The organism is Photobacterium sp. WH24, assembly GCF_019204055.1.
GTDB lineage: Bacteria > Pseudomonadota > Gammaproteobacteria > Enterobacterales > Vibrionaceae > Photobacterium > Photobacterium arenosum.
This window is the reverse complement of record NZ_JAGSOZ010000001.1, coordinates 632,667-658,497: the sequence shown is the minus strand read 5'-3', so window position 1 is coordinate 658,497 and position 25,831 is coordinate 632,667. Positions and strand designations below refer to the sequence as shown.

22 protein-coding genes are annotated in these 25,831 nt (G+C 50.2%); 6 read left to right on the top strand and 16 right to left on the bottom strand.

Features of this window, described 5'->3' with window-relative positions; all coding sequences use genetic code 11:
• Positions 1-10: 10 nt before the first annotated feature.
• The 7 genes from ycfP to hinT form a co-directional block, all read right to left on the bottom strand.
• The gene (ycfP, locus tag KCG43_RS02890) at positions 11-553 is read right to left on the bottom strand and encodes an alpha/beta hydrolase YcfP (RefSeq protein ID WP_218383163.1); all 543 of its coding nucleotides are present in this window, start codon (positions 551-553) and stop codon (positions 11-13) included.
• Positions 554-655: 102 nt separating this feature from the next.
• A complete protein-coding gene (locus KCG43_RS02885) occupies positions 656-1,510 on the bottom strand; it encodes a DUF6279 family lipoprotein (protein ID WP_218383162.1) in 855 nt (284 codons plus the stop codon).
• Between the two features lie 48 nt (positions 1,511-1,558).
• Complete coding sequence (locus KCG43_RS02880) at positions 1,559-2,404, bottom strand: phosphotransferase (protein WP_311568522.1); 846 nt, start codon at positions 2,402-2,404, stop codon at positions 1,559-1,561.
• Positions 2,405-2,995 carry a penicillin-binding protein activator LpoB gene (gene lpoB, locus KCG43_RS02875; RefSeq protein ID WP_046219739.1) on the bottom strand — a complete coding sequence of 197 codons (591 nt, stop codon included), beginning with the start codon at positions 2,993-2,995 and terminating at the stop codon, positions 2,405-2,407.
• Positions 2,996-3,065: 70 nt separating this feature from the next.
• Positions 3,066-3,461, bottom strand: a complete 396-nt coding sequence (locus KCG43_RS02870; protein WP_192017528.1) for a YcfL family protein — start codon at positions 3,459-3,461, stop codon at positions 3,066-3,068.
• The gene (locus KCG43_RS02865; protein WP_218383161.1) at positions 3,461-4,858 is read right to left on the bottom strand and encodes a COG3014 family protein; all 1,398 of its coding nucleotides are present in this window, start codon (positions 4,856-4,858) and stop codon (positions 3,461-3,463) included. Before KCG43_RS02865 ends, KCG43_RS02870 begins: the two co-directional genes overlap by 1 nt.
• Positions 4,859-4,926: 68 nt before the next feature.
• On the bottom strand, positions 4,927-5,277 hold the full coding sequence (gene hinT, locus KCG43_RS02860) for a purine nucleoside phosphoramidase (protein WP_192017530.1): 351 nt from the start codon (positions 5,275-5,277) through the stop codon (positions 4,927-4,929).
• 360 nt (positions 5,278-5,637) lie between these two features.
• Here hinT and KCG43_RS02855 point away from each other — a divergent pair, with 360 nt between their 5' ends.
• Both KCG43_RS02855 and KCG43_RS02850 read left to right on the top strand, forming a co-directional pair.
• Positions 5,638-7,635, top strand: coding sequence for a methyl-accepting chemotaxis protein (locus KCG43_RS02855; protein ID WP_225445353.1), 1,998 nt, complete (start codon positions 5,638-5,640; stop codon positions 7,633-7,635).
• Positions 7,636-7,843: 208 nt separating this feature from the next.
• Entirely contained in the window at positions 7,844-8,587 is a 744-nt protein-coding gene (locus KCG43_RS02850; RefSeq protein WP_218383160.1) for a class I SAM-dependent methyltransferase, read from the top strand.
• A 232-nt stretch (positions 8,588-8,819) separates the two neighbouring features.
• Here KCG43_RS02850 and KCG43_RS02845 read toward each other — a convergent pair whose 3' ends face one another.
• On the bottom strand, positions 8,820-9,110 hold the full coding sequence (locus KCG43_RS02845; protein WP_192017532.1) for a YkgJ family cysteine cluster protein: 291 nt from the start codon (positions 9,108-9,110) through the stop codon (positions 8,820-8,822).
• A 290-nt stretch (positions 9,111-9,400) separates the two neighbouring features.
• Here KCG43_RS02845 and KCG43_RS02840 point away from each other — a divergent pair, with 290 nt between their 5' ends.
• Complete coding sequence (locus KCG43_RS02840; RefSeq protein WP_218383159.1) at positions 9,401-10,357, top strand: transposase; 957 nt, start codon at positions 9,401-9,403, stop codon at positions 10,355-10,357.
• Positions 10,358-10,656: 299 nt separating this feature from the next.
• Here the strand turns inward: KCG43_RS02840 and KCG43_RS02835 are convergent, their stop codons facing one another.
• The 4 genes from KCG43_RS02835 to KCG43_RS02820 all read right to left on the bottom strand — a co-directional run bounded on the left by KCG43_RS02835 (position 10,657) and on the right by KCG43_RS02820 (position 14,528).
• Complete coding sequence (locus tag KCG43_RS02835) at positions 10,657-11,406, bottom strand: AAA family ATPase (protein ID WP_218383158.1); 750 nt, start codon at positions 11,404-11,406, stop codon at positions 10,657-10,659.
• Positions 11,407-11,546: 140 nt separating this feature from the next.
• A complete protein-coding gene (locus tag KCG43_RS02830; protein ID WP_255557830.1) occupies positions 11,547-12,833 on the bottom strand; it encodes an FAD-binding oxidoreductase in 1,287 nt (428 codons plus the stop codon).
• On the bottom strand, positions 12,833-14,215 hold the full coding sequence (locus tag KCG43_RS02825) for an FAD/NAD(P)-binding oxidoreductase (protein WP_218383157.1): 1,383 nt from the start codon (positions 14,213-14,215) through the stop codon (positions 12,833-12,835). Before KCG43_RS02825 ends, KCG43_RS02830 begins: the two co-directional genes overlap by 1 nt.
• Positions 14,208-14,528 carry a (2Fe-2S)-binding protein gene (locus KCG43_RS02820; protein ID WP_192015356.1) on the bottom strand — a complete coding sequence of 107 codons (321 nt, stop codon included), beginning with the start codon at positions 14,526-14,528 and terminating at the stop codon, positions 14,208-14,210. Before KCG43_RS02820 ends, KCG43_RS02825 begins: the two co-directional genes overlap by 8 nt.
• Positions 14,529-14,805: 277 nt before the next feature.
• On the opposite strand from KCG43_RS02820, the gene pyrC reads away from it, so the two are divergent.
• Together pyrC and KCG43_RS02810 are read left to right on the top strand one after the other, a co-directional pair.
• Positions 14,806-15,837 (top strand): dihydroorotase, encoded by a 1,032-nt coding sequence (gene pyrC / locus KCG43_RS02815; RefSeq protein WP_192015355.1) that lies wholly within the window; start codon positions 14,806-14,808, stop codon positions 15,835-15,837.
• Positions 15,838-15,976: 139 nt separating this feature from the next.
• Complete coding sequence (locus KCG43_RS02810; RefSeq protein ID WP_218383155.1) at positions 15,977-17,212, top strand: cation:proton antiporter; 1,236 nt, start codon at positions 15,977-15,979, stop codon at positions 17,210-17,212.
• A gap of 101 nt (positions 17,213-17,313) precedes the next feature.
• Here KCG43_RS02810 and KCG43_RS02805 read toward each other — a convergent pair whose 3' ends face one another.
• The 4 genes from KCG43_RS02805 to KCG43_RS02790 form a co-directional block, all read right to left on the bottom strand.
• The gene (locus KCG43_RS02805) at positions 17,314-20,388 is read right to left on the bottom strand and encodes an efflux RND transporter permease subunit (protein WP_218383137.1); all 3,075 of its coding nucleotides are present in this window, start codon (positions 20,386-20,388) and stop codon (positions 17,314-17,316) included.
• A complete protein-coding gene (locus tag KCG43_RS02800; RefSeq protein WP_192015352.1) occupies positions 20,388-21,476 on the bottom strand; it encodes an efflux RND transporter periplasmic adaptor subunit in 1,089 nt (362 codons plus the stop codon). The genes KCG43_RS02805 and KCG43_RS02800 overlap by 1 nt, the downstream gene beginning before the upstream one ends.
• Before the next feature lies 1 nt (position 21,477).
• Complete coding sequence (locus KCG43_RS02795; RefSeq protein WP_218383136.1) at positions 21,478-22,512, bottom strand: efflux RND transporter periplasmic adaptor subunit; 1,035 nt, start codon at positions 22,510-22,512, stop codon at positions 21,478-21,480.
• 188 nt (positions 22,513-22,700) lie between these two features.
• Positions 22,701-24,215, bottom strand: a complete 1,515-nt coding sequence (locus tag KCG43_RS02790) for a fumarate hydratase (RefSeq protein WP_192015350.1) — start codon at positions 24,213-24,215, stop codon at positions 22,701-22,703.
• Between the two features lie 217 nt (positions 24,216-24,432).
• Between KCG43_RS02790 and pabB the strand changes: the two genes are divergently transcribed.
• Complete coding sequence (gene pabB / locus KCG43_RS02785; RefSeq protein ID WP_218383135.1) at positions 24,433-25,809, top strand: aminodeoxychorismate synthase component I; 1,377 nt, start codon at positions 24,433-24,435, stop codon at positions 25,807-25,809.
• Positions 25,810-25,831: the final 22 nt, after the last annotated feature.

The window sequence follows — 25,831 nt, the reverse complement described above, 5'->3', positions numbered from 1 at the left end:
AGGCATATACTCAATTGGTTGCTTTAAATTGCTTTATTGCTTGTAAGTGCTGGGAGATTTTCTTGAATTTATGCGTTTGTGTATCGTCCCAGATCACTTGGTAATATGCGTCCAATGTTCTATTTATGGATCGATTATCTAACACTTCATCATTAGTTGAAAGTATACAGAGGCACTTCCCGATATTTTTTTCTCTGAAATCAGACACGCATTTTGTTGCTATATCTTCGTACTCTTCCGGCCGGTCTATTTTCTTCTGCATATTTGTTTCAGGATGTAAATTTGGGTTAATGATTACTTGCTTGATACCACAGAGAAAGCCGATACGCTCAGCCCAGTAACCCCCCAGCCCTACGCCACATATCAACGGATGTGCATCATCGCTGGCAGCAATGAGTTTATCCACTTCTTTAAGCAAATGTTGCATATCGTGTTTGGGATGAAGTGTACTATAAGTCACTGCGCGAACATCGGGATCGATAAATTGCAGCTGAAGCACTTTTTCGTGATTGCCAGGGCTGGTGGAATCAAAACCATGCAGATAAATGATCATAGTGAAGCGACTCCTGAAAAATGTCCGTATTGAGGTTAATAACTATACGGCATTTACCATTAACCACAAATTTAAAGCGGTTAATCAGGTCATTGATAATGGTTACTGTTGGATTAATACGGCGATTTCTTTGCGCGTGTCGGTTAATTTATTCATCAGGTACTGGCGCTGAGAAGAAGACAAACTCTGATTCAGCTGCGCCATTAAGGTAAATCGGCGCTGAAGGTATTGGTCTAATTGAGACTGTACCGGCGCATAGCGAAGACCGACAACATCTCTTAATAACCTCTCGAACCTGGCATCAAATTCCGGACGGTGACGCTGTGACAATAGCGCCTGCCATTGCTGATAAAGCCCGCGACGCGCAGAAAAAAAGACCGGCTCAATATCCAACTGGTACTTTGCCAGTTCTTCAATAATGGTTTGTTGCTCTTCCGTCAGTGAACCAATCCATTCCTTGCTGAATTTCTCAAATCTGGTGGTATAGCGCTGAAGTTTCTCTTTCTGGCTTAACTTATCTCTTTTGACCCGAAGTTCATCCAGTTCCTTATTGATCTTACTGTTAATCTGATCAATCTGGATATTACTCAGGTATCGCAGCAGGTTTGCCGCCGGAGGGGTAAAAACTGAAGCACTCTGCTCTGCCAGTGCCGTAAAGCTATAGTGGTAACTTCTTATTTGCTCTGAAGTCAGCGGACGTTGCAGATCCTGCTGAAATTCAAGAATATGCTGATGCAGTTTTGGCAATTCCTGACGACGGTGCACAGCCTGAGCCTGTAACAGCTCGCTTTCAAACCGGGATGCCTGCGCCGGGGTCAGGCTGACATAATCATCCAGATACCAGGGAACCCAATAGTTCATCGTGTTATAGGCAAGGCGGGCGGCACACCCCGAGAGAAAAGCCAATACACACAACAACAGTAACGGACGATACCAACGAGCACAGGCTAGACTCACGCGTACTTCCTCCAGAAACTGTCTGACAGGTTTACCCGGCGATAGCAATCAGGCAACAGCCAATTTCGCTAACAATGCTTTTGCCTCAATACGATAGGTGTCATCCTGCCACAAATTTGCGCCAGCATAATACCAAAGCATAGCCAAGAAATCGCACCAGGGTAGCCACTGCTGCACAGCTTCTGAGACAAGCTCCGGGTCACCCCCCTGATAACGGCAGTAGTGCTGCGCAGCCGTTACAACTTCAAGCTGGTTGGCCTGAACCGTCAGCGCCAGATCCAGCATAGGGTCACCGGCCGCCGCATACTCCCAGTCAATCACGGCCAACTCTCCGCCCGGACGTTGAATGAGATTGTAAAATCCCAGATCATGATGGCAACAGGTGTCTGGAAACCCACTTTGAGGAATATGGCTGAAATAATGTGCGCATACTGATGCCAGTTCTTCCCCGTTATCCTCCGGTGAGATGGCAGCAAGATACTGTTCAGCCCGCTGACGTACGGCTAAACGCCAGCCAGGCAAAGGTAACCGGTGAATCTTGGCCTGCAAAGCCATCATCACGGCTGGCGATGGGGAATGAGTACAAACCTCTCCTGCTATCCACTCCACAAGTATACCGGCTGGCGTTTCTGCAATTGGATGCGGGGCAAACGGGCAAGGCTGAATCGCTGACAACAGCTGATATTCTTGCTGACGGTCAACGCCAAATGCCTGGCTGGCCGGGCTGACAGGACGCCAGACCGCGTGTGAATCAGAAGAGGTAGAGGAGTGCAGAACAAGCTGCCAGCATCGGTTACTGAGCCCGCCCCCCAAAGGGCGGGCATTCAGCACATCGAAACCAGCAATGCGGGAGAATGGCCATTCTTCCGGCTGAATAAACGATGAGTCAGGCACTTACCAGCCCAGCAAGCGTTTGGCTTCCTGCTTACGGATTTCAGTTTCATCCGCCCACTCAATCAAGCCGGTTTCCAGATCCATCAGGCGCATAGTCATTTTATAATACACGTCTTTATCGCTGCCTGATTGCTTCACGATACTGGCAAGGTTGCCGTACATCATATATTCCGCGCCAACCATCTTGCCAAACTGAATCGCCGTACTTTGATTAACCAGTTCATCGTTATTCTGGAAGTTCAGTTGCTTACGAACAGCTTCTACACGCGTCATATCGACAAAACGGAACTTACCTGAGTTGAGCATTCGCGTGCTGATTGAATCGGTAATAGATTCTGTATCGATGTGCTCGCTGGTTTTATTTTTGATGCTGTCCACCACTATGATAGGACGCTTACCGGCAGTAATCGCGCCCACTGAGCCCGATGCCAGCATGCTGTCTGTCATGTTTTCCGCAATCTTTTGCAGGTCTGTCGAGCCGAATTCAGAAGTCGTGGTTTCTACCCCCTGAGCATCTCCATAAGTTACCTGTTTTGCACACCCCCCCATCAGGGCAGCAATTCCCACTAAAGCTATGACGCGTTTTTTCATTTCTAACCCTTAATCGGTTTTTATCATTCTTGGAATAATGAGGTGATTACAATCAGCCCACTAAACTTGCTTACCATGTACTGGTCGCTTCACGGATATAAATACGGTAATTGGTGACATCCGCACTCTTCGCCATGGCTTTGATTGTCATTGTGTCTTTACCATGCAGTACGAACTGCCGCCATGGGCTTTCGCTACCGCTGACTTCCAAGCCTTTGGCATCGTACCAGTAAAAACGGTACTGCAGCTTAATATCAGTATCTGACTTGCTGTTTACCGGCACACCGGCCTGAAGCAAGCCATTCTGACGTGAGACAATGGCTTTTTCTATCCCAATCTGGTTGGCCAGATAAGGGTTAGCAATAACCACATACTGGTTACTGCTATCAATACTGATACCAGAGGTTGTGGTATCCGCACAGGCTGCCATCATCACAGTTAACAGTAGTACTGCAAAATATTTCATTAGTTTCCTCCTAATAACACCGACCAGCCACTCATTGACTGACCCTGTCGGGAAATCCAGACCATAGTGGTACGGCCTGATTTAACCTCAGCATCCACCGACCTGCCCTGCCATTGAATTTGATGGCTGCCGGGAGGCAAGTCTTCCTGGTACAAAGCAACCCGAGCAGGCAGAGTTTGCCAGCTTCTTGTATCCGGTTGCTCTGTTAATGTATTGAATATATTAGCCAAAACATTACCGACTTCATCACCGTTTCGCGCCGCCGACTGTCTGACCTGCTCTTTGGCAATCACTCGCAGGCTTTGGCGCAATACCCGCACTGGCAGCGTTTCGCTCAGGCTCTGTTTCGCCATTTGGTCAACATTAACCAAAGGCGGCGCAGCCAGTAACCGATTGTTAAGACTGAGTTTACCCGGCAATACTGCCGGACGCGGCGGGTAATGAGGCAATGCCAGATTGTAAAGCACACTCTGACCCTGGCTGTCATAGAGCCAAAGCGGCAAACGCCAGCCTTCGGGAGCCTGTACCACGCCCTGTTCATCTAAAATAATCAGGCGACCAGTTCCTGACTGAGGTGATTGCCAGGGGCCATACTTTTTGGCCAACAGCTGCTGATCATCTTTCATACTCAACCGCTCAGCCAGTCTTTGCACCGCCTCTGCCACATAGGGATTATCGGGAGCAACCGCTAACGCCCGTTTGAAATCGATATAGGCATCATTCAGATTACCGTCCGCTTCATACAGCATGCCTGACAAATAGAATAAATAGCCGTTCTGCACCGCTGCCAGTGTCTGCCCGGCATTCGGGTAACGCGCGAGCACTGAACCGATATTGTCTGTCAGCCCCTCTTTTTGCAGCTGATTTTCTGCCGAGGCTAACTCAGATTCACGCTGCTGTCTGGCCGCTTCCTGAACCTGATTCGCTCTGCGCATTTCAACCAGCGCGCCATTCAGGTCCCGATTATGAATGTAGTTCAGCGCAAGATATAAATGCAAAAATCCCAGTTCATAATCAGAGGCTTGGTAGCTGATCATATTGTCATTGGTGAACAATGATCCAGCCTGGTTCAACCCTTCAGACACCTGAATCCGGGCTGCATCTTGCTGCTCTTTAACCGCGTTGTCCGATTTCTGCAATGCTGCAAAGCTGGCGGTGTAATCGCCGGTCAGCAACGTCAGCCTGCCCCGCTCCATGCCGTCGAGAATCGCCCCAGCCGGCTCATCAGGCAGACTGTCTAATGCGCCCTGAATCTGGCCTTGATACAAAGCGTGTCTGCTCGATTTTGTGCTGGCGCTGTAATGGCTGAACAGGCTGTGCCCGGATAAATTGGCACAGCCCGAGAGAATAAAAGCGCAAAAAAAGACAAGAGTTTTGTGCCGGAAATGTTTTTTCATTCGATCCTGTTTGTCATCTGGCTGCCCACAAATCTCTGCGGAAAGCAGGCCATGAAGATTCGCCAGTCTTAACCAACCAGCATCGGGCCGAGCGGTCGTCCACCCAACAGGTGCATATGAATGTGGTACACTTCCTGCCCACCGTGAGGATTACAGTTCACAATCAAGCGATAACCGTCTTCCGCAATACCTTCCGCTTCTGCGAGTTTGCGGGCCACGGTAAACAAACGCCCCATCATCGCTTCATCTTCCGCTTCAACATGGTTAACCGTTGGAACCAGCTTGTTAGGAATGATCAGGATATGGCTTGGAGCTCGGGGGTTAATATCGCGAAATGCAGTGACCAGATCATCCTGATACACCACATCAGCCGGGATTTCCTTACGGATTATTTTGCTGAAGATAGTTTCTTCTGCCATGACTTTCTCCATCTTTTGATTTCTACCATTGCCGAGTATGCGTGAGTCGCGTAATCAGAGCAATATTGAACGTCGTTTTAAACCAATTTTCCTGCGATTATTTCACTGCAAAATCTTCATTTTGTTACACCTGCCAAAGTATGTGCAGAGAGTATCCGGTTATCCTCATCAAACGCCTGCCTAGCAAATTACGGTGATATTTTGATGACACGGTCACGGCTTGAGGCACACTTATTTTACGTCGTGAAGCAAACGATGTATGAGTAACAAAATAATAACACTCAAAATAAAAACCACACTGGTAAGCAAGGAAATCCTCGGGCTGTGTCCGGCCTGGGATGTTTTAGGGACGATAGTGCAATGAAAAAACAGACTTCTGTCATCCGGCGTATGTACGCAGGTTTCGCCGTGATGATCGGCCTCTTCGCAACCACCAGCACACTAACGCTGATGGAAACCAAAACTATCTATGGGCAATTAGAGTCGGTAAACACCGAATCCGTTCCGTTAGTCACCATTTCCAGTCAGGCCAACGTGGAACTACTGGTCGCCGACAAAGTGTTCAAAGATTTTCTGACCACCAATGATCAAAACCGAATGCAGCAGTATGAAAGTCAGTTTACTGAATCTTACGATCATTTCAGCCAAACGCTGACAACCCTTGTCGATACCGCGAAAGACTACCCTTCGCTGAGCAGCCAGCTGGAAGCCTTGACAGCATTAGAAGGCAGATACTTTACCCAAGCCCAGGTTGCCATGAGCAACTACCGTGATCAGTTAGCCGCCAATGAAGCTCGTCAGCAATCCATCCGCCGCTTTCAGCAGTTGCATCGCGACCTCAATGTGCGGATGAAAGATGTGATTGCCGATCGCAGCCGGGTGTCTGAGCTGATGCTGGCAAAAAGTTACTTCGACAAACTCAGCCAGACAGAAGCCATTACATCTGATGCTCTGGCATCCAGTGATGTTGAAAAAATTAATGAAGCGATAAAAAACAATAAGCGCCTGGTTAACCATCTCAGCAATTCTTACCGCACACTAACCTCGATGATCCCCGATCTCAAGCGGACTTTTGACTCGTCGATTGACCAATACAATCAGGACATAGGTCAGTCAGGTGGTGTGCTGGATGTGCATTTTAACTATATTCAGGCCCAGGAACGCCTCTATACCAGTATCAGTAATCTGGCGGCAGAAATTAACAATGCTAACTCTTTGCTTGAAAGCTTCCGCAGCCAGGCAAGAGATGACATGAATATGGCCATCGCTCAGGCAGGTGAGTCTTACCAGACGGGCGTCCGAAATACCGTTCTGCTAGGCAGTCTGGCCGCGTTTCTGGCCGTTGTTATCGGCTGGTTCCTGGCACGTAATGTCAGACAACCGCTGGCTTCCACGCTGACCACACTGGAAGCACTGACAGCAGGCGATATGACAAAGCGCATTACTGACAACAAATACGCTGAGTTCGGTCAACTGAGCCATCACATCAATACGCTGGCTGACCATCTGCAGCAATTGCTGAGCCAGTTGAGCGATGCCTCTGCCGAGCTGACTGAAGTCGCCACCCAGAACCAGACCACCACAGCTGACGCCAAAGATCGTCTGAACGAACAACGCCAGCAAACCGCGTCCGTAGCAACAGCAATGACAGAGATGGAGCATTCTGTGGCTCAGGTGACCCAAAGTGCTCAGCACACTCTCGATAAAGTGAAAAATGTCGAGTCGGCCGCGGCAACGGGCCGTGGAGTCATGGGCCGTAATATTTCCACCACCCATCAACTGTCTGAGCAATTGGATCAGTCGGTGCAAGCGGTGAACCAGCTTCAGCAAATGAGCAGTAATATCGGCAGTATCCTGGATGTGATTCGCACTATTGCCGATCAGACTAACCTGCTGGCACTGAATGCGGCTATTGAGGCCGCACGCGCCGGTGAGCAAGGGCGGGGGTTTGCGGTGGTTGCTGATGAAGTGCGCATTCTTGCTCAGCGAACTACCGCCTCAACGGGCGAGATTGAATCTATGATTCAAGAGCTGCAATCCAGCTCGAGCCAGGCTGTTCAGGTGATTGAGAGCTGCGTTAACGAAATGGAAGACAGCGTCAACCAGACGTCAGAAGCCAGCAGCGCGATGGAAGAAATTGAAGCCATCATTATTGAAATCAGCGATATGAGCAGCCAGATAGTACAAGCCACCGAAGAACAACGCAGCACCACTGCCAGTATTGCCCGTAGCCTGGAAGACATCAGCGAAATTGCCGATGCCAACCTTGCGGCGATGGAAAGCGTCACCAGTGCCAGCCTGAAATTGGATCACCAGGCCAAAGAGCAAAACGCCCTGGTTCAGCGATTTACCCTCTGATCAATACAATAACACTCAATAGGCCAGAACGAGTTTCTGGCCTTAATCATAGTGTCTGTCCCGCCAACACCCTTTTCGTCATAACCGTGTCTGTCCCGTCATAGCCAGCGACAAGCTCAGTTACTGATACTTTTATCTGCTTCGCAATTGCGGCAGATTGGTTTACTATGCGCCACCCAAAAATTTCAGCTCAGTCTACCAGGCAACTATGTCCGCCAACGCCCTTTACACAGACCTTTCAGGCTATTACGACTTAATGTGTGTCGATATCGATTACCAGGCCCAAAGCCACTGTATTCGTCGGCTCCATCAATTGTTCGGTAACAACGGAAATACCCATCTTGATCTGGCCTGCGGGACAGGGCCGCATGTTCGTCATTTCATTGATTATGGCTATCAGAGCAGCGGACTGGATATCAATCAGCCGATGCTGGATATTGCCTCCACGCGTTGCCCGGAAGCACAGTTCACTTTGCAAAACATGAGTGATTTCAACATTACGTCCCCAGTCGACTTGATCACCTGTTTCCTGTATTCCATCCATTACAGCGATGGCATTGAAAAATTGAAAGACTGTATCGCCAGCGTGCACAGTGCATTAGGCGATCAGGGGATGTTCTGCTTTAACGTGGTCGACAAAGATAAAATCAATAACGATTTATTTGTCAGGCACACTGCCCAACACGACGGCAGCCAGTTCACTTTCCACTCGGGCTGGCATTATTGTGGCGACGGCGAAAAACAGTCGTTAAAGCTCAGCATCGAAAGAAGCACGGCTGAAGAAACCCATCAATGGCATGACGAACACCCCATGGTTGCTGTCACTATCAATGAATTAAAAGACATACTGCAGCCCTACTTTGAAGTTCATGTCTTTGAGCATGACTATGAGAAAATCATCCCTTGGGATAACAGATCAGGCAATGCCCTTTTCGCTTGTGTGAAAATCTGACTCTGACGGGCATCATTCACGTTAATTGAGAGTGATGTTCATTTGATTGGCTTATCGGCGGCAGTTGCTATAAAGCTGCTCCGTTACCCCAGAGGCCAACTTTGGTGTCCAAAACCCATATTGGCCTCGCTTTAAAGGCGTCTATTTGCCTCGATCTATACTGTATCCAACTGCCGTAGGCGCTTTGGATATACAGACGCTGTGCTTCTGAACCGTGATTGATCCCCAATAATCACGCTAAATCTGCTCTTTCATCCCGACATTCGTACGAGCCCATTTCGAATTCCCGGCAAATCCAAGGCCGGTTTTCATAGATGGTACACATAAAAGTTTCCCGGTTTAGCGCCGAACACCAACCATCAGCCAGACGTAACATGGTTTCACCGCCCCATTCATCAGTGGCAATGTGTTGTTCTGGAACGCCAGTGTCAGTAATGATCATGACTTCTAAGCGGCAACAGCAAGCCTGACAAGTAGAGCAAGAAACCTCAGGGACAGCGATGTTTTTTATTGGAATGGTCATGAATGTCTTCAGCAAATACAGTGACGACATAATACGCTAATTCGCACGGGTTTACCGAAATAGATGACCAGCCAGCATTGAGGACCATCGGGGGATGTACCGGGACAGACAGGTCAACAGTCGTACAAGGACAGACATACCATGCTTGCAAGGAAGACACCTGAAGAAAAAAACAACTTCATCAATTTCATGAGATTCTGACCCAGATCCCCACTTCGTGATTTGCTCCTTTTTTCGGCCAGCACAGACGTATACTGTATATTTATCCAGTTCAATTATTGTGACTCCCAATGACGACAGCACGCAGCCAACTTATCAGTATAGAAGCTACGCCTTACTACCATTGTGTTTCCCGCTGTGTTCGCCGCTCCTTTCTTTGCGGCTACGATGAACTGACCCAGACCAGCTATGAACACCGGCGGGGATGGGTTGAGAAGCGGTTAAAACGGATTGCCAGTGTCTTTTGTGTGGATGTTTGCGCCTACGCCATTATGAGCAATCACTACCATGTCGTTCTGCATATCAACAAGGAGCAGGCCCACCGCCTCTCGAACCATGAAGTTATTGAGCGCTGGCTCACCTTACATCGCGCCCCTGTGCTGATTCAGCATTTTTTGAAGCACGAGGCTTTATCCGAGGCCGAACAGACTGCTTGCTTAACCCTCATCAAAACCTGGCGCGAGCGGCTTTGTTCCATCAGCTGGTTCATGCGCCTGCTCAATCAGTACATTGCCAGCAAAGCCAATCAGGAAGACGACTGCACTGGCCATTTTTGGGAAGGCCGCTTCAAAAGCCAGGCATTGCTGGATGACAATGCTTTAGCTGCCGCCATGGCGTACGTCGATTTAAATCCGATCCGGGCCGGTATCTCGGAGACACCGGAAACCTCCGCCTACACTTCCGTTAAAGCGCGCATTAAATCGCTTCAAAAGAACGAAGCAACGGCGCCCAATCTTTTTCCCTTCGCGGGCAATCCGCGCAGCAATATGCCAGAAGGACTGCCTTTTCACCTGTTCGATTATATTGAACTGGTTGAGTGGACCGGACGGCAAATCAGAGAAGGAAAACATCACCATATCCGCTCAACCCAGCATCCCATCCTTGAACGGCTCGGTTTTAATACAGCTTCATGGTTGAATATCTGCACCAAGATAGCAACAGGCACCCTCATTGGCACCACCTCGTCAATTCAAGCTGTTTTGCCGAAATTGAACCGGCAACGGTGTACCGGTTTACAGATCCCTTAACCCATTCACAGCAAACAGCTCCTCACCAGCGATACATTCGTATGCTACTGCTCGCCTGGAAATCATGCCAGAGGTATAAAATCTCACTTTGCATTCCAGCACGCTGTAAATCGGTACTTTTAACAGCGTTTTATAAGCAACTCACCAAATTCAGTGAAGAGCCTGATGGCTTTACATTTTGTATGACTGTCCTTGCTTGCACTTTCTTTAAGGTGTCTGTCCTTGTAATCCACATGTCTGTCCTTGCAATCCCTGTCCCCAAACACATTAACGTGACTGTCCTTATAATTGGCAATTCGTTAATCGACAAACAGCTCATCAAGCATGGGTTGGGGGTTATTCAGAAAAGCTTTCGTAATCGCGTAGTGTTCCGTCTCTTCATATTTCACCGGGTGAATGCCGGACGGGCCAATCTGATAAATCAGAGCGCCGGGGTACGCCATGATCATGGGAGAATGGGTAGCAATAATGAATTGTGATTGATCCTGAACCAGCTGATGCATTCGACTGAGCACAGAGAGTTGGCGCATAGGAGATAAAGCGGCTTCAGGCTCGTCCAGTATATATAAGCCCTTACCGCCAAACCGCTCGACCATTAATGACAGAAATGACTCGCCATGCGACAGTTGATGAAAGGAAACACCGCCGTATGAATCAATCACAGGCGGCCCGAAACCTGGTGCTTCGTCCAGTTCATCAATATGGGTCGAGACATTGTAAAAACTTTCAGCCCGGAGAAAAAAACCGTCCTTATAACGCCTGAACGACTTGTTGTAACGGATAGACTTATACAATTCAGAATGCGTACTTCGGGTCGAAAAATTGAAATTCTTCGTTCCCCCCTCTGCGTTGAACCCCATACCGACAGCAATAGCTTCCAGTAAAGTTGATTTACCGCTGCCATTTTCACCAACAAAAATAGTGACCTCCGGACTGAAGTCGATTTTATCCAGGCCTTTTACTGCCGGAATACAAAACGGATAATGGCTAAAAGAGTCAATTTTCTCTCGTTTCAGCTGAATATCTCTTAAGTATGGTAAAGGTTCCATTATCTGAATCTAATGTCGAAATAATCTGAATTTAGCCGCAGAAACTCCTAAGATTCAAGGGAAATCACCTGTTGTGATTGCATTGATTCGAAAGCGCTGTAGTTGCACAGCACCACCCTTGCTGTCCATTTCGGGAACGGTCATGAACTGGGTATCCTGTTCACAGAAGTTGAGCCCGCTGTAGCTGAATAGGCTGCACCAGCCTTTTCAACATTACCGTGCAAAAAACGCTCGTACAGAAATGGGCTGATATCCACACTGGTTGGTTCGCCACGTACCAGTTCATTCAACAACTTACCGGTAATCGCAGAGGTCAGCATACCTGTTCTGAAATGACCGCAAGCCGTCAGATAACCCTCAATACCGGGTACTGGCCCCAGAATGGGCAACTCGTCCGGGGAACCGGGACGCAATCCGGCCCAGCAGCGTTTAATATTCATGTCGCGCAACTGAGGAATCGTCTTCATCGCGCCCTGGGCCAATGATTTAAGCTGGTTCAAATCTGTGCGGGTGTCATAGCCACACTCTTCAGTGGTTGAACCAATCAGGATCTCGCCATTGTCTTTCTGCGCAATATAACAGTCACTGGTGGTAATGCAGCTATTGAGTATTTTGGGCAACCTTTCAGACACCAGCACCTGTCCTTTTACCGGGAAAACTGGCATCTGCATGCCCGTCGCCCACACGTTGATCTGCTCAGCCCATGCCCCACCTGCATTAATGACCATACCGGTGCTTAATTTACCCCGGGACGTCTGCACGCCCGTTACACGGTTACCCTGTCGCTCAATCGCTGTGATCGAGGTATTAAGGTACAAATCCACCCCGTTCTGGCGCGCGGCTTCGACATAAGCATCGTTCAGACGATAAGGGTTGATCTGGTGGTCGGTATCGAACTCCATTGCGCCAATGGCATCCGGTGCTATATTCGGCTCTTCTTCCAGTAACGTGGCTTTATCAAGCCAGCGAATGTGTTGCTGGCGATCTGGCACAGCAGCCGCAATATGTTCAGCATAAATACGATCGTATTGATCAAACAGAACGAACTTCAGCCCTGTTTTTTCAAATTTCATATCAACACCGTGTTTCTCCAGCAGCTCCTGATTTAAAGCCGGATACATAGCATTTGACATCATCGCCAGGTCAAAAAAAGGCTTAGGCATGATATGCGGCTTCATGGCTGAAGCACCCGATACGTCCGCCCCTTCCTGGAGTTGTTTTGACAGCGTCTTAAACAGAATGACCCCGCACCCCAACCCCGTTGATTCGCCCATTGCCCACAATCCGCCGGCAGAGGCGCGGGACGCATTGCCCGGTTTTTTGAAATCGACCAGCGCAATATTCAGATCCCGGTTACGGCTCAACGCGAAGGCCACCGCACTGCCGATAACTCCGCCACCGCAGATTACCACATCATAGTGCTTCATTATTCGTTCTCCATGGCAGCAAAAGGGATGGGATCTAATGGGAATCTGACTCGAAACTGGCCCTGTTCACGGTGAAAGCCTTCATTTGCTAGCCTGTCATAGCAATAATGACTACAGGTTTTCCCCTGACAGTCTCCCATGGTGACACGAGTACGCATTTTCAGGCTTATGCTATCCCGGCAGCCATTGGCAATCGCTTTGTCTATATCAGAACGCTTTACCTGCTCGCAGCGACAAATCACAGTCTCGGCGTCGGGCAGGTTCAACAGCCCTTTTTTACGCTGATTAACGCGGTCAAAAGCGCCACGAAAACGGTACAAACGCTTGAGCGTCTTCTGCAGGTCAGAGAGGCGTTCCGCTACATCGGCCACTTTGTCCGGGTACAACTCTGCCGCCAATGCCAGAGCCGCAATCTGACCTTCCACAATGGCGACATCCGCCCCGGCAAAACGGGCAGAGTCACCGGCACAAAAAATATTCGGGCGGCTACTGCGCTGATATGTATCTGTTACCGGAATCAGTCCGCTGAATTCATCCACTCTTACCTCAAGATCCATTAACTGAGCCAGCTGGGACCGGGACACAAAGCCGTAACCCACGCCCAGTAAATCGGCCTCTATCCATTGCATTTTCTGCCGATCAGCTTCCCAGTTGCTGTTATAGGGTGCTACGGCCACACGATCCAGACTGACACTGCCTTCCGCTTTCACTATCCCCCAGCCATAGTTCACCGGTACTTGATGCAACCTGAGATAAGCAAGCAGCGACAGACCTTCCAGTGCTATCTGCGGACGATTAAGCAACGCGACCACCTCCTTACTCATCTCACTGAAAGATGCGGCGTCATAAACACCTTTCACTTCGACTCCTGAGCGGAGAAGCTGACAGGCAAGCAGTACCAATAACGGGCCTGTCCCTGTGATTACCGCCTGCCGACCAGGGAGGACCAGTCCGCTCTTGAGCTGTAGCTGGATGCCACCAGCCAGCATCACACCCGGTAACTGCCAACCCGGAAAAGGAATACTCCGTTCCTGACAGCCCGTCGCCAGAAACAAATAGTCAAAATCCTGAGCAGAAAGCCTGCCATGGTGGGACAGCAGCAGTTGGCTGCCGGCTAACGGGCCAAGTACCCGCGTTTCGGTCAGAAATTCGATATTGTGCTGGTGCTCCGTCACTAGGGCCTGCTGTAACGTTATGTTCTTCTGCAGGCTTTCATCCAGATGCGGCATGGCTTGTGTTGCCCGCCAGGGTCCGCGATAGATAACACCGCCGGCTTTTGGCGACTCGTCAATGACTGTTGACCGTATACCAAATGCCGACAAAGTAGTTGCTATCGACATACCAGAAGGGCCGGCACCGACAATCACGATATTCTCAGACATGTTTGCTGTCCCCTTCGATAACCCGATTGCGACAGGTGCGGATTGTCATGTTGGGCTGGACAAGTGTCTGGCAGGCACGCTGCTTATGACGCCCATTAATTTCGACCAGGCAGCAATGGCAAACGCCCATACCGCAAAAAGCCCCTGAAGATGCGCCAAAATCGTTTTTCATCAAACGCCTGAACTCACTGGCTAATAGTGTGCTCAAGACACTTTCACCGGGTACGGCTTTCACCTCAATATCATTCACTAATACACAAAACGGGCTGTCTTTTAGCGGCGTAATATCTTGTGTTCTGGTTATAGATGCCATTTTATACTCTGTCTTTTGTAGGTAAGGTAAGAACTGCCAATGGAATGCACTTAATTTTATTGAAACCATGGGCATATATATACGCTACCACTCAGCCAGATTCTGTGATTGTTTTCGATCAATGTTTCGTGAGATCAGACGATGCATAACCGCACCACCATCACAGACAAGGCAAATGATGTAAACGATTGCGGTTTGGTCAGGTAATTAGGGAATACGGCTTTACTTAGTCACGCCATACTTTTAGAATCGGGCGAATTTTTTGGAGGGAGCTATTATGACGTCGATCACTATCACACGTCCGGACGACTGGCACGTACACTTGCGCGATGGCGATGTACTGAAGGATACGGTTCGGGACATCAGCCGTTATATGGGGCGGGCTATCATCATGCCTAACCTTGTTCCTCCCGTTACCGATACCTCTGCCGCTCTTGCTTACCGTGATCGCATTCTGGCTGCTCAGCCAAGTGAAACATTCTCTCCTTTGATGGTGCTATACCTCACCGATAACACAACACCTGACGAGATTCGCAAAGCCAAGGCCAGCGGTCATGTGTACGCGGCAAAGCTCTACCCTGCCGGAGCAACCACGAACTCTGATTCAGGCGTCACTGACATCAACAAGCTGCTGCCCACCATGGAAGCCATGCAGGAACTGGGCATGCCGCTGCTGATTCATGGCGAAGTGACTAAGCACGATGTGGATATTTTTGACCGCGAAAAAGTCTTTCTTGAAACTGTACTGGCACCTATCGTCGCTGCCATGCCAAACCTGAAAGTGGTGCTTGAACACATTACCACCAAAGATGCGGTCGACTTTGTCAACAATGCCGGGCCAAACGTGGGCGCAACGATTACCGCCCACCATTTGCTGTATAACCGTAACCATATGCTGGCAGGTGGCATCCGTCCGCACTTTTACTGCCTGCCTATTTTAAAGCGCAACACCCATCAGGAAGCACTGATTGCAGCAGCAACCAGTGGCAGCAACAAATTTTTCCTGGGCACAGATTCAGCACCGCATGCGAAAGGCCAAAAAGAAGCCGCCTGTGGCTGTGCCGGCTCTTATACAGCACATGCTGCCATTGAGCTGTACGCAGAAGTTTTCGAGCTGGCAGGCGCACTCGACAAACTGGAAGGTTTTGCCAGCCACAATGGTCCTGACTTCTACGGCCTGCCTCGCAATCACGACACTATCACCCTGACCAAACAAAGCTGGGCGGTGCCGGACACCATGGAATTCGGCGCCGATCAGGTTGTGCCTATCCGGGCCGGTGAACAAATCAGCTGGAAAGTGGCTCAGTAACCTGCTACGCCATCGAAATAAGGCTCCTGCATCGGAGCCTTATTCTCATCCAATCTGTTCTCACTTCAAACAATCCGCTTGCTTCATTCTCCAGCACGATTAAAGTATAAAAAACAATCACTTTTTTGGAGAGGTGTCTGTGACTGGTTATGAATCTATCCCTTCACTTGTCATTTTCGCCGTACTGGGCTGGGTCGCCCTGAACGCCATCTTTTTCTTTTCTCACCGCTGGCGGCTGTTTTCAGACATTACCTGGATCCTCCTGCTGGGACTGATCTACGGCGCGGTTTCCGCCATGCCAGATTCCAATTTGCCAGATCTGGTACTGGAGCCGCATGTTGTGCTGTATCTTTTCGTGCCGCTGCTGGTATTTTCATCCACCCAGTGTATTTGCCTGTTTCATTTCAGGCAGGTGCTGATTCCTGCGTCGCTGGCCGGCTCCTTAGGCATATTGATCAGCATGTTTGTGATTGCGGCCGCCATACACTGGCTGCTCGGGGTGCCCTTCATGCCTGCTTTATTGTTCGGGGTCATCATTTCCGCCACCGACCCTTTGGCCATCAGCGCCTTATTCAAAGATAACCAGAGCGTGACCGAAAACCAGAAACTGCTGATTGAAGGGGAGTCCATACTGAACGACGGTTTTGTGGTCACTGTCGCCAGTATTCTTTCGATAGTGATTTTCAGCGGTACTGAATTTGATTTGACAAGCAGCAGCCTGAGTTTAGTGTCACATGTGGCGGGGGCTTTGGCTGTCGGTGCAGTGCTCGGGCGTGGCGCTCGCTGGCTGCTGACTTTACTGCATGAGCGGCATTACACCTTAACAACCAATATCACGCTGGCATTGGCATATGGCAGTTTTGTGCTGGCAGAAGAAATGTATTTTTCCGGAATTCTGGCCGTGTTTGCCGCGGCACTGGCTTACGGTTACAAGCCTTATCAGGATGATGCCAATCATCTTGCGCATCAGGAGATCTGGGAGTATCTGGATTATGTTGCCAACGCGATGCTTTTCTTCCTGCTCGGTTCCAGCGTGTTTACCCTGCTATCTCCCGATACCCTGTCCGCCGTTATCATACTGTTATCCATAGTGCTGCTTTTTTCGGCGCGGTTTATTTCGCTTTGGCTGATGCTGCCTGTCCTGCGTATAGATTCGAAAAAACTGTCGCGGCTTGATTTCTGGTTGCTGAATTTCTCAGGTGCACGCGGTGCGGTATCCATTGCCCTGATCCTGATGCTGCCGGCAGACTTCAGCTACAAGCCTTTGTTTCTGACGATGGCAATCAGCATGATTCTGTTTTCTCTGATTGTTTATCCGGTTATTACCAAGCGTATGCTGGCACAGAGCAGCACCACCCGTGAGTCGGTGTCATAACACCCTCTTTACCACCGTCCGCCCCGCGAATGCGGAGAGGACGGCAGGTGGTGGTGTTGAAAGAATCAGCATGAAAGTACTAACCAGGCTGATTCTCTGGTTTAGCCCTCACGGCCCGGCAACGGGACGCTGTGGAATAAACGATACAGCACAGGCACCACAATCAGAGTCAGTATGGTCGCAAAGCCCAGGCCGAACATGATGGTTACTGCCATCGGCTTAAAGAACACATCCGGCAAGAGCGGAATCATACCCAAAATAGTGGTGATCGCTGCCATACAGACTGGACGAACCCGGCTGACGGCGGCATCTACCACCGCCTGGTATTTGTCTTTGCCACTGCTGATTTCGATTTCGATCTGATCCAACAGCACGATACCGTTTTTCACCAGCATGCCTGACAAGCTCAAAAAGCCCAGCAGCGCCATAAAGCCAAACGGGGTGTTCAGCAACAACAGGCCGGAAGCCACCCCAATCACCGCCAACGGCACAGTCGCCCACACAATCAGCGCTTCCTTCACCTTGTTAAACAGGAAGATAGTGATCAGGAACATCATCAGGTAGCCCATTGGCATCGAGCTGAACAACGACGCTTTCGCATCGCCGGATGACTCGTATTCCCCGCCCCACTCCAGCGCATAGCCCGGTGGCAGGTCCAGTGAATCAATCGCTGGCTGAATTCGCTTTTGCACCGTCGCGGCAGTTTCATCCCCAAGCGGATCGGGGTCAGCCATGACTGTCAGTACCCGCTTTCTGTCTTTACGCGCGATGAGCGGATCTTCCCAGCGCAGATTCACAACCGAGACCACTTGCTGCAATGGCACATAGCCCTGTACCGCCGGACTCCAGATTTTCATACCTTCAATGGTACTGATATCAACACGCTCCTGCTCCGGCAGTCGGGCAACAATCGGCATCAGGGTAGTACCCTCGCGGTAGATACCTACCGACAGGCCGGAAAACGCCATTTGCAGCAGATCATCGACATCTTTTTTGGTGATACCGTAACGGCGGGCCTGACTTTCATTGAAGACCGGCTCCAGCACTTTGGTGCGCTCTCGCCAGTCATGACGTATGTTGGCTGTGCCTGCATCAGCCCGCATGATATCAGTGACTTCTTTGGCCAGACCGCGAAGCACAGTCGGATCGGGGCCGATCAGGCGGGCTTCAATTTTGGCGCCAGAAGACGGGCCAAGCATGATTTGCTTGAGCTTGTATTCGACATTCGGGAAACCTTTGCCAATGATCTCCTGAACCTGAGACATAGCCGGCAACACATCATCAAACTGCTTCACCCGAATAATCAGCTCACCGTATGCGGCATAACTTTTTTCGGGTGAATAGGTCAGCATAAAGCGCTGCGAGCCTTTACCCGCACTGGTGCTGACATAATCAATACTGTCATCTTGCTCAATTTGCTGCTGCAGTTGTTTCAGCGCATCATTCGTCGCCCGGATATCTGTCCCTTCTGGCAACCAGATATCCACCATGAACATAGGCGACGTTGAAGCGGGGAAGAAAGATTGCTTAATCAGTGTGAAGCCGTACAGGCTCACCCCCAGCATGACCACCAGCGATATCACAGTCAGCCAGGCGCGCCGCATACAAAGCTCAAGGAACTGTCGGTACAAGACAAAAAACTTGCCTTTGTACGGGTCGTCATTTTCTTCGTCACTTTCAGCCTCTTTTTGCGATTTAAAGAACAGATCAGCGAAGAAAGGCGTAAGAGAAATCGCCGTAAACCAGCTCAGCATCAGAGAAATAAGCAGTACGGTAAACAAAGTACGGGTGTACTCACCGGTCGAATCCTGCGATAAACCGATGGGCGCAAACGCCATGACAGCAATTACGGTCGCGCCCAGGAGCGGCCACTTCGTTTGTGTGACTATGTCAGACGCCGCCTGCAGTCGGGTTCGCCCTTTCTGCAAACCAATCAGTATGCCTTCAACCACCACAATGGCATTATCAACCAGCATCCCCAGGGCAATGACCAGCGCCCCCAGTGAAATGCGCTGCAAGTCGATAGCCATCCATTTCATAAACACAAAGGTGGCAAGCACGGTTAACAGCAGAATCAGTCCGATAAGAAGACCGGATCGCAATCCCATGAAGAACAGCAGAACAACAATAACAATCACAACGGCCTGGCCCAGGCTCACCACAAAACCGCTGACCGATTTATCCACTTCTGTCGGCTGGCTGTACACCACGCCGATATCTATGCCCACCGGCTGCTGCACTTTCAGTTCAGCCAGGCGGCTCATTACACGCTTACCGCCTTCGACCACATTGATACCGGAAACAAAAGAGATCCCCAGGTTCAAGGCTTGCTTACCGTTATAGCTGACCAGGTTATCCGGGACTTCCTTGAATCCGCGTTCAATCGTGGCGACATCTCTGAGGTAAATCAGCCCCTGAGAGCCGGAATCTTTGATGATCAGATCGCCCAGCGCATCCACATTCTGGAATTCACCTGTGGTCTGAACACGGATATATTCATCCCCGACGCGAATGGCGCCGGCGCTGGTCACCAGATTCTGCTGCTGCAAGGTGCCATAAATCGTCTGCGGTGAGATACCCAGATTACTGAGCCGCTGCATGGAGATTTCGATAAATACCTGCTCCTGCTGCGTGCCCGTGACCTGTACTTTACCCACACCATCGACCAGCTCCAGCTCCCGGCGAAGGTAATCCACATAATCGTTTAACTCACGGTAGGTATAGCCCTCCCCGGTCACAGCCAGCAGAATACCGTACACATCACCAAAGTCATCCACCACTTTTGGGGTGCCGACACCGGGTGGCAGGCTGGGTTTCAGGTCATTAACCTTACGGCGCAGTTCATCCCAGATCTGCGGCAGATCGTCCGGACCATAATTATTTTTCATGGTCACTGTGATCTGAGACAGATCCCGGCTTGAAATGGAGTTCACTTCATCCACGTAAGGGAGCTGGCCGATGGCTTTCTCTATCGGATAGGTCACCTCTTCCTCAACCTGCTGTGCTGTCGCACCAGGATACGAAGTCACCACCATGGCATCTTTGATCGTGAATTCAGGGTCTTCCAGTCGGCCTAATTCCAGAAATGCCATTGTCCCGCCGATCAGAAAGATCAGGGTCAGCATCCAGCTGATGACTTTATTTTTAATAAAGTATGTAGCTATATCCTGTTTCATTATTTGGCTGCCTCCTGATCCACAACAGTCACATGCTGACCATCACGGAGGCGATTAACGCCTTCAGTCACAATCACGTCGCCTTCCTGTAATCCGGACACAATACGCACACCATCCGGGACGACTTTATCTGTCACAATCTGGCGCTTTGTCACTGTATTACCATCATTGACTATCCACACGAATTTATTGGCAGGGTTGATAGCATCGCCATCTTCATTGAACACGGCACTGAGCGGGATCACCGCTTCATCCGAGCGATAAATCTGCATTTTTTGTCCGTCCACTTTTACCTCAACCGAAGTGCCATCAAGAATGAACTGCTCTGTCGGCATAGGCATAGTGAGTGTCACCTTGAAAGAGCCCAGCTCTGGATCCGGCTCTGTCGTAAACTCTTTCAGATGCGCCGTGTATTCTGTCCCGTCATCCAGCGTGACTTTTATTCCTGGCTGCTTATGATGCACTTGTCTGGCGGTGTTTTTTGAATAAATCATGTCCGGAGCCTGGATCAGGATATCCACGTCAGTCGCGCTATGGATATTCATGACAGCCTCGCCCACCTGGACATTTTCAAACTGCTCAACAGGCACACGAGAAATCACCCCGCTGAAAGGGGCGTGTAATGTCGTAAAGGTCAGACGCAACTTGGCAAGATTGAGCTTTGCCAGCGCAATTTGCCTTTGAGCAGCCAGTTCATCGAACTGCGACTGGGCCAGATATCCCTGCTTAACCAATTTTGCCGAGCGGCGATACTGACTGTCCGCCAGACTGAATTTCGCCTGCGCATCATTGACTGTCAGCTGGTAATCAGTCGGATCAAGTTGCGCCAGCAACTGGCCTTTTTTCACAAACTCGCCTGGCTTCACGTTGACCTTGATCACTTCACCGGACAGACGGAAAGACAACACAGATTTATCTGCAGCAGCAGCGACAGCCGGGAAAGATAAAATCGGTGAACTTTGTTCCAGTCCAACCTGATGGACACTCACAGACTGTGAAGCCTTTGACTCAGACTGCAACTCCTGACCACAACCAAAGAGTAACCACGGCAATACCCAGAAAGCTGAACGTAATAAGGTTCTTTTCATCTCAGAGACCCCGCTCCTTCACCCATTCACGTACAATCTGGCCTTCTTTCAGCTCAGTCACACCAGACGCCACAATAACCACTCCGTCTTCTAATCCACTGACTACACGGGATTGTTCATCCAGCACCACTTCAACTTTGCTGACTTTGCCACCTTCTGCCACCTGCCATACATAAGTACTGCCGTTTTCCCTCACAATCGCCCGCGCTGGTAATGAACCGGCACCTGTTTGCGGTAACGCAATTTTCACTTGCGCTGCCATGCCGGGAAGCAGGTTTTGATCAACGGGTTTTTCCATGGTAAGTGTGACCTGGTAACTGGAGGTTTTAGTGTCGGCTTCGGTGTCAATTTCCTTCAGGTTAGCCAGGAACACCTGATCCGGGATGGTATCGAAGATCACCTGAGCAGAGCGATCATCGCCGGATCGCATACGGTTAAGCAGTTGCTGGGGTAACTGGAAACTGACATTAAGCAACCCTTCGCTCTGAATATGCATCATAGGCTGCTTCGCTGAGACATACTCATAATTGTTGGCCATTGAAATAGAGACAACCCCATCGTATGGCGCAATCAGGGTGGCGTATTTCAGGTTTGCTTCCTGTTTGTCCAATTCTGCTTTGGCCTGATTTCTGGCTGCCGTTGACTGGTCAAAATCCAGTTCGGACACCACATTGGTTTTCAGCAATTCTGCATTCCGTTTGTACTGAACCTGAGCAAGGTTGTAATTGGCTTTGGCCTGTTCAACCAGCAAGGTCAGCTCATCAGTTTTCAGCTTCGCCAGACGCTGGCCTTTTTTCACCTCTTCGCCATCGCGTACATCCACACTTTCCAAAACTCCCGATACCCGGAATGCCAGCACCGCTTTATCGCCGGCTTCCACCTGGGCAGGAAATGTCCGGTAACTCTGACTGTCACCGACATCAACAGTTAACAATTTAACCGGTCGGGATACAGGTTCGGGCACAGATTTTGTTTCCTCACGGCAACCGGTGAGCATGCTCACCGACAGAGCCAGGACCAGCAGAGTGAACCTCATTCAATGCCTCTCCAATTCAATAGGTCTGATTTATTCAACATTTTGTATTTAGCTACGCGTTAACATAGCAAAAAAGAACGTCATTTTATTGCTTACTTCCTTAATCAAAGGTTAAACCAGTGCAAAAAAAGGAGCCAAACGGCTCCTTTTTATTGCAAAGTATTTCAGCAGATAACACTGCAAGCGTGTTACGCATCCATTTCAGCAATTTTGACTTTCCAGATATCAGGGCCGGTCTGGTGCGCATTCACACCGTCTGAATCGACGGCGACCGTGACAGGCATATCCTGCACTTCAAATTCATAGATAGCTTCCATGCCCAGGTCTTCAAAGGCCACAACGCGCGATTTCTTGATCGCTTTCGCCACCAGGTACGCCGCGCCACCCACTGCCATTAAATACACTGCTTTATGATTTTTAATTGACTCAATAGCCACAGGACCGCGCTCTGCTTTACCTATCATGCCAATCAGGCCGGTTTCAGCCAGCATCATGTCGGTGAACTTATCCATGCGGGTGGACGTTGTCGGGCCGGCCGGTCCCACAGCTTCGTCGCCCACTGCATCCACAGGACCTACGTAATAAATGAAGCGGTTATTGAAATCCACACCATCAGGCAGGCCCTGTCCGCTGTTCAGCATTTCCTGAATACGCTTATGGGCAGCATCACGACCTGTCAGGATTTTACCGGACAACAGGACAGTTTCGCCGGACTTCCATTGTTGAATTTCCGCTTTGGTGATGTTGTCAACATTGACACGACGCACATTCTGGCCCACTTCCCAGGTCACTTCCGGCCAGTCTTCCAGTTTAGGGGGAGTCAGCTCTGCCGGACCGCTGCCGTCCAGAGTGAAGTGCACATGGCGGGTTGCCGCACAGTTCGGGATCATGCAAACCGGTTTAGAGGCCGCATGCGTTGGTGCGGTCTTGATTTTGATATCCAGCACGGTCGTCATGCCGCCAAGGCCTTGAGCACCGATACCCAGCTTGTTGACACGATCATAAATATCCAGACGCAGTTTCTCTTCCGCATTTTGCGGACCGCGTTCTATCAGCTCATGAATATCAACTGCTTCCATCAGCGACTCTTTCGCCAGTACCGCGGCTTTTTCAGCCGTGCCGCCGATACCGATTCCCAGCATACCCGGCGGACACCAGCCTGCGCCCATCAGAGGAACCGTCTTTTCAACCCACTCGGCAATATCATCCGACGGGTTGAGCATCACCATTTTGGTTTTGTTCTCTGAGCCGCCACCTTTGGCTGCCAGCTGAATTTCCACTTCGTTGCCCGGTACCATGTCAATATGAACAACCGCAGGGGCGTTATCTTTAGTGTTGATACGCGCTCCGGCAGGATCCGCGACAACCGATGCCCGCAGAGGGTTGATCGGGTTGTTATATGCCTGACGCACACCTTCATCGATCATTTCCTGAACGGTCAGATCGCTCTCCCACTGTACGTTCATACCAATTTTCACGAAACAGGTCACAATACCTGTATCCTGGCAAATCGGGCGATGGCCTTCGGCGGACATACGAGAGTTAATCAGAATCTGTGCCATGGCATCTTTCGCGGCCTGGCTCTGCTCTTTGTGGTAAGCCTTTTCAAGAGCCTGCACAAAGTCCAGCGGATGATAGTAGGAAATGTATTGCAGCGCGTCTGCCACACTGCTGATCACATCTTCTTTACGGATGACGGTCATAGTTGCCCTCGTTGCTTATTGTCGTATACGCGCCTGCAAATTGACGGGCCTGACCCGGACCTTATGCATGGTAGGGTGTCAGAGGCAGACCGAAATCTTGAGCTGAATCATCAATGCACCGGAAAAGTCGCGATGCAGACGTCTTATTTGTTTCTATGATACTCTTGCCCGCAATCTCGCGCTATGCGCCAATCGAACACCTGTCACAAAAAAGAAAATGAAATATTCTGCTGTCTCTCAACTCCAGGTCATGCATCTGGACTATAGCCAGGATGCTGTTCTGGACTGGTTCGAACCTCTTTCTGCCTCCCCTTGGGCTATGCTGCTGCGTTCAGCGGCACAAGGCCACCCTGATAATCGTTATGACATTCTGGTTGCCGGCCCACTGGCGACCATAGAAACCCGCGACGGTGTCAGTGTGATCACCCATGCAAGCGGCCAGCAACACAGCTCAGATCAAGATCCGTTTTCATTATTACACGCGCTGCAGTCGGAATTATTACCGGCCTGTCCGGCCATCGGCGATCTGCCTTTTACCGGCGGCGCTGTGGGGTATTTTGCTTACGATCTGGGCCGGCAGGTGGAAAAGATACCGGCCCTGGCCATTCAGGATATCCAGGCGCCGGATATGGCGGTGGGCTTATATGACTGGGCGTTAATTGCTGACCACCATACCCGGCAGCTCTCGCTGGTGGCGCCGGATACCTCAGCGCGGCTGCAGTGGCTGAAAGCACAGCAGTCAGCTCAGTCTGACCAGAGAGATGCCTTCCGGCTAACCACAGACTGGCAGGCCAATATGACGCTCGACAGCTATATCGGAAAATTTAATCAGGTTCAGGATTACCTGAATGCGGGCGACTGCTATCAGATTAACCTCGCACAGCGTTTCAACGCCGGTTATCAGGGCGATGAATGGCAGGCTTACCAGAAGCTGGAGAGCCATAATGGCGCGCCCTTTTCAGCCTTTATCCGTCTTGATCAGGCCGCGGTGCTATCTGTGTCGCCGGAACGTTTTCTGAAACTCAAAGACAACAAGATTGAAACCAAGCCGATTAAAGGCACCCGCCCCCGCTCTGCCGATCCTGTCACCGATCAGGCCAGTGCAGAAGATCTGAAACACGCAGATAAAGACAGGGCGGAGAATTTGATGATAGTTGATTTGCTGCGCAATGATATCGGCCGCGTAGCATCACCGGGCACGGTGCGTGTCCCCAGCCTGTTTGCCATTGAAAGCTTCCCGGCCGTGCATCACTTAGTCAGCACAGTCACGGCCGACATGGATCCTGCTCACTATTGTGCAACGGATCTGCTTAGAGCTTGTTTTCCTGGCGGTTCTATCACGGGAGCGCCGAAAGTCCGCGCCATGGAAATTATCGAAGAACTGGAGCCGCACAGACGCAGCGTGTACTGCGGCAGTATAGGTTACATCAGTCGCTGCGGTCAGATGGATACCAGCATCACTATCCGAACCCTGATCGCGGTCGACAAGCAGATTTATGCCTGGGCTGGCGGCGGTGTAGTGGCCGATAGCGAAGCTCAGAGCGAATACCAGGAAACGCTGGACAAGCTGAGCAAAATTCTGCCAATCTTATAACATACCCTCAACAAATTGCCGG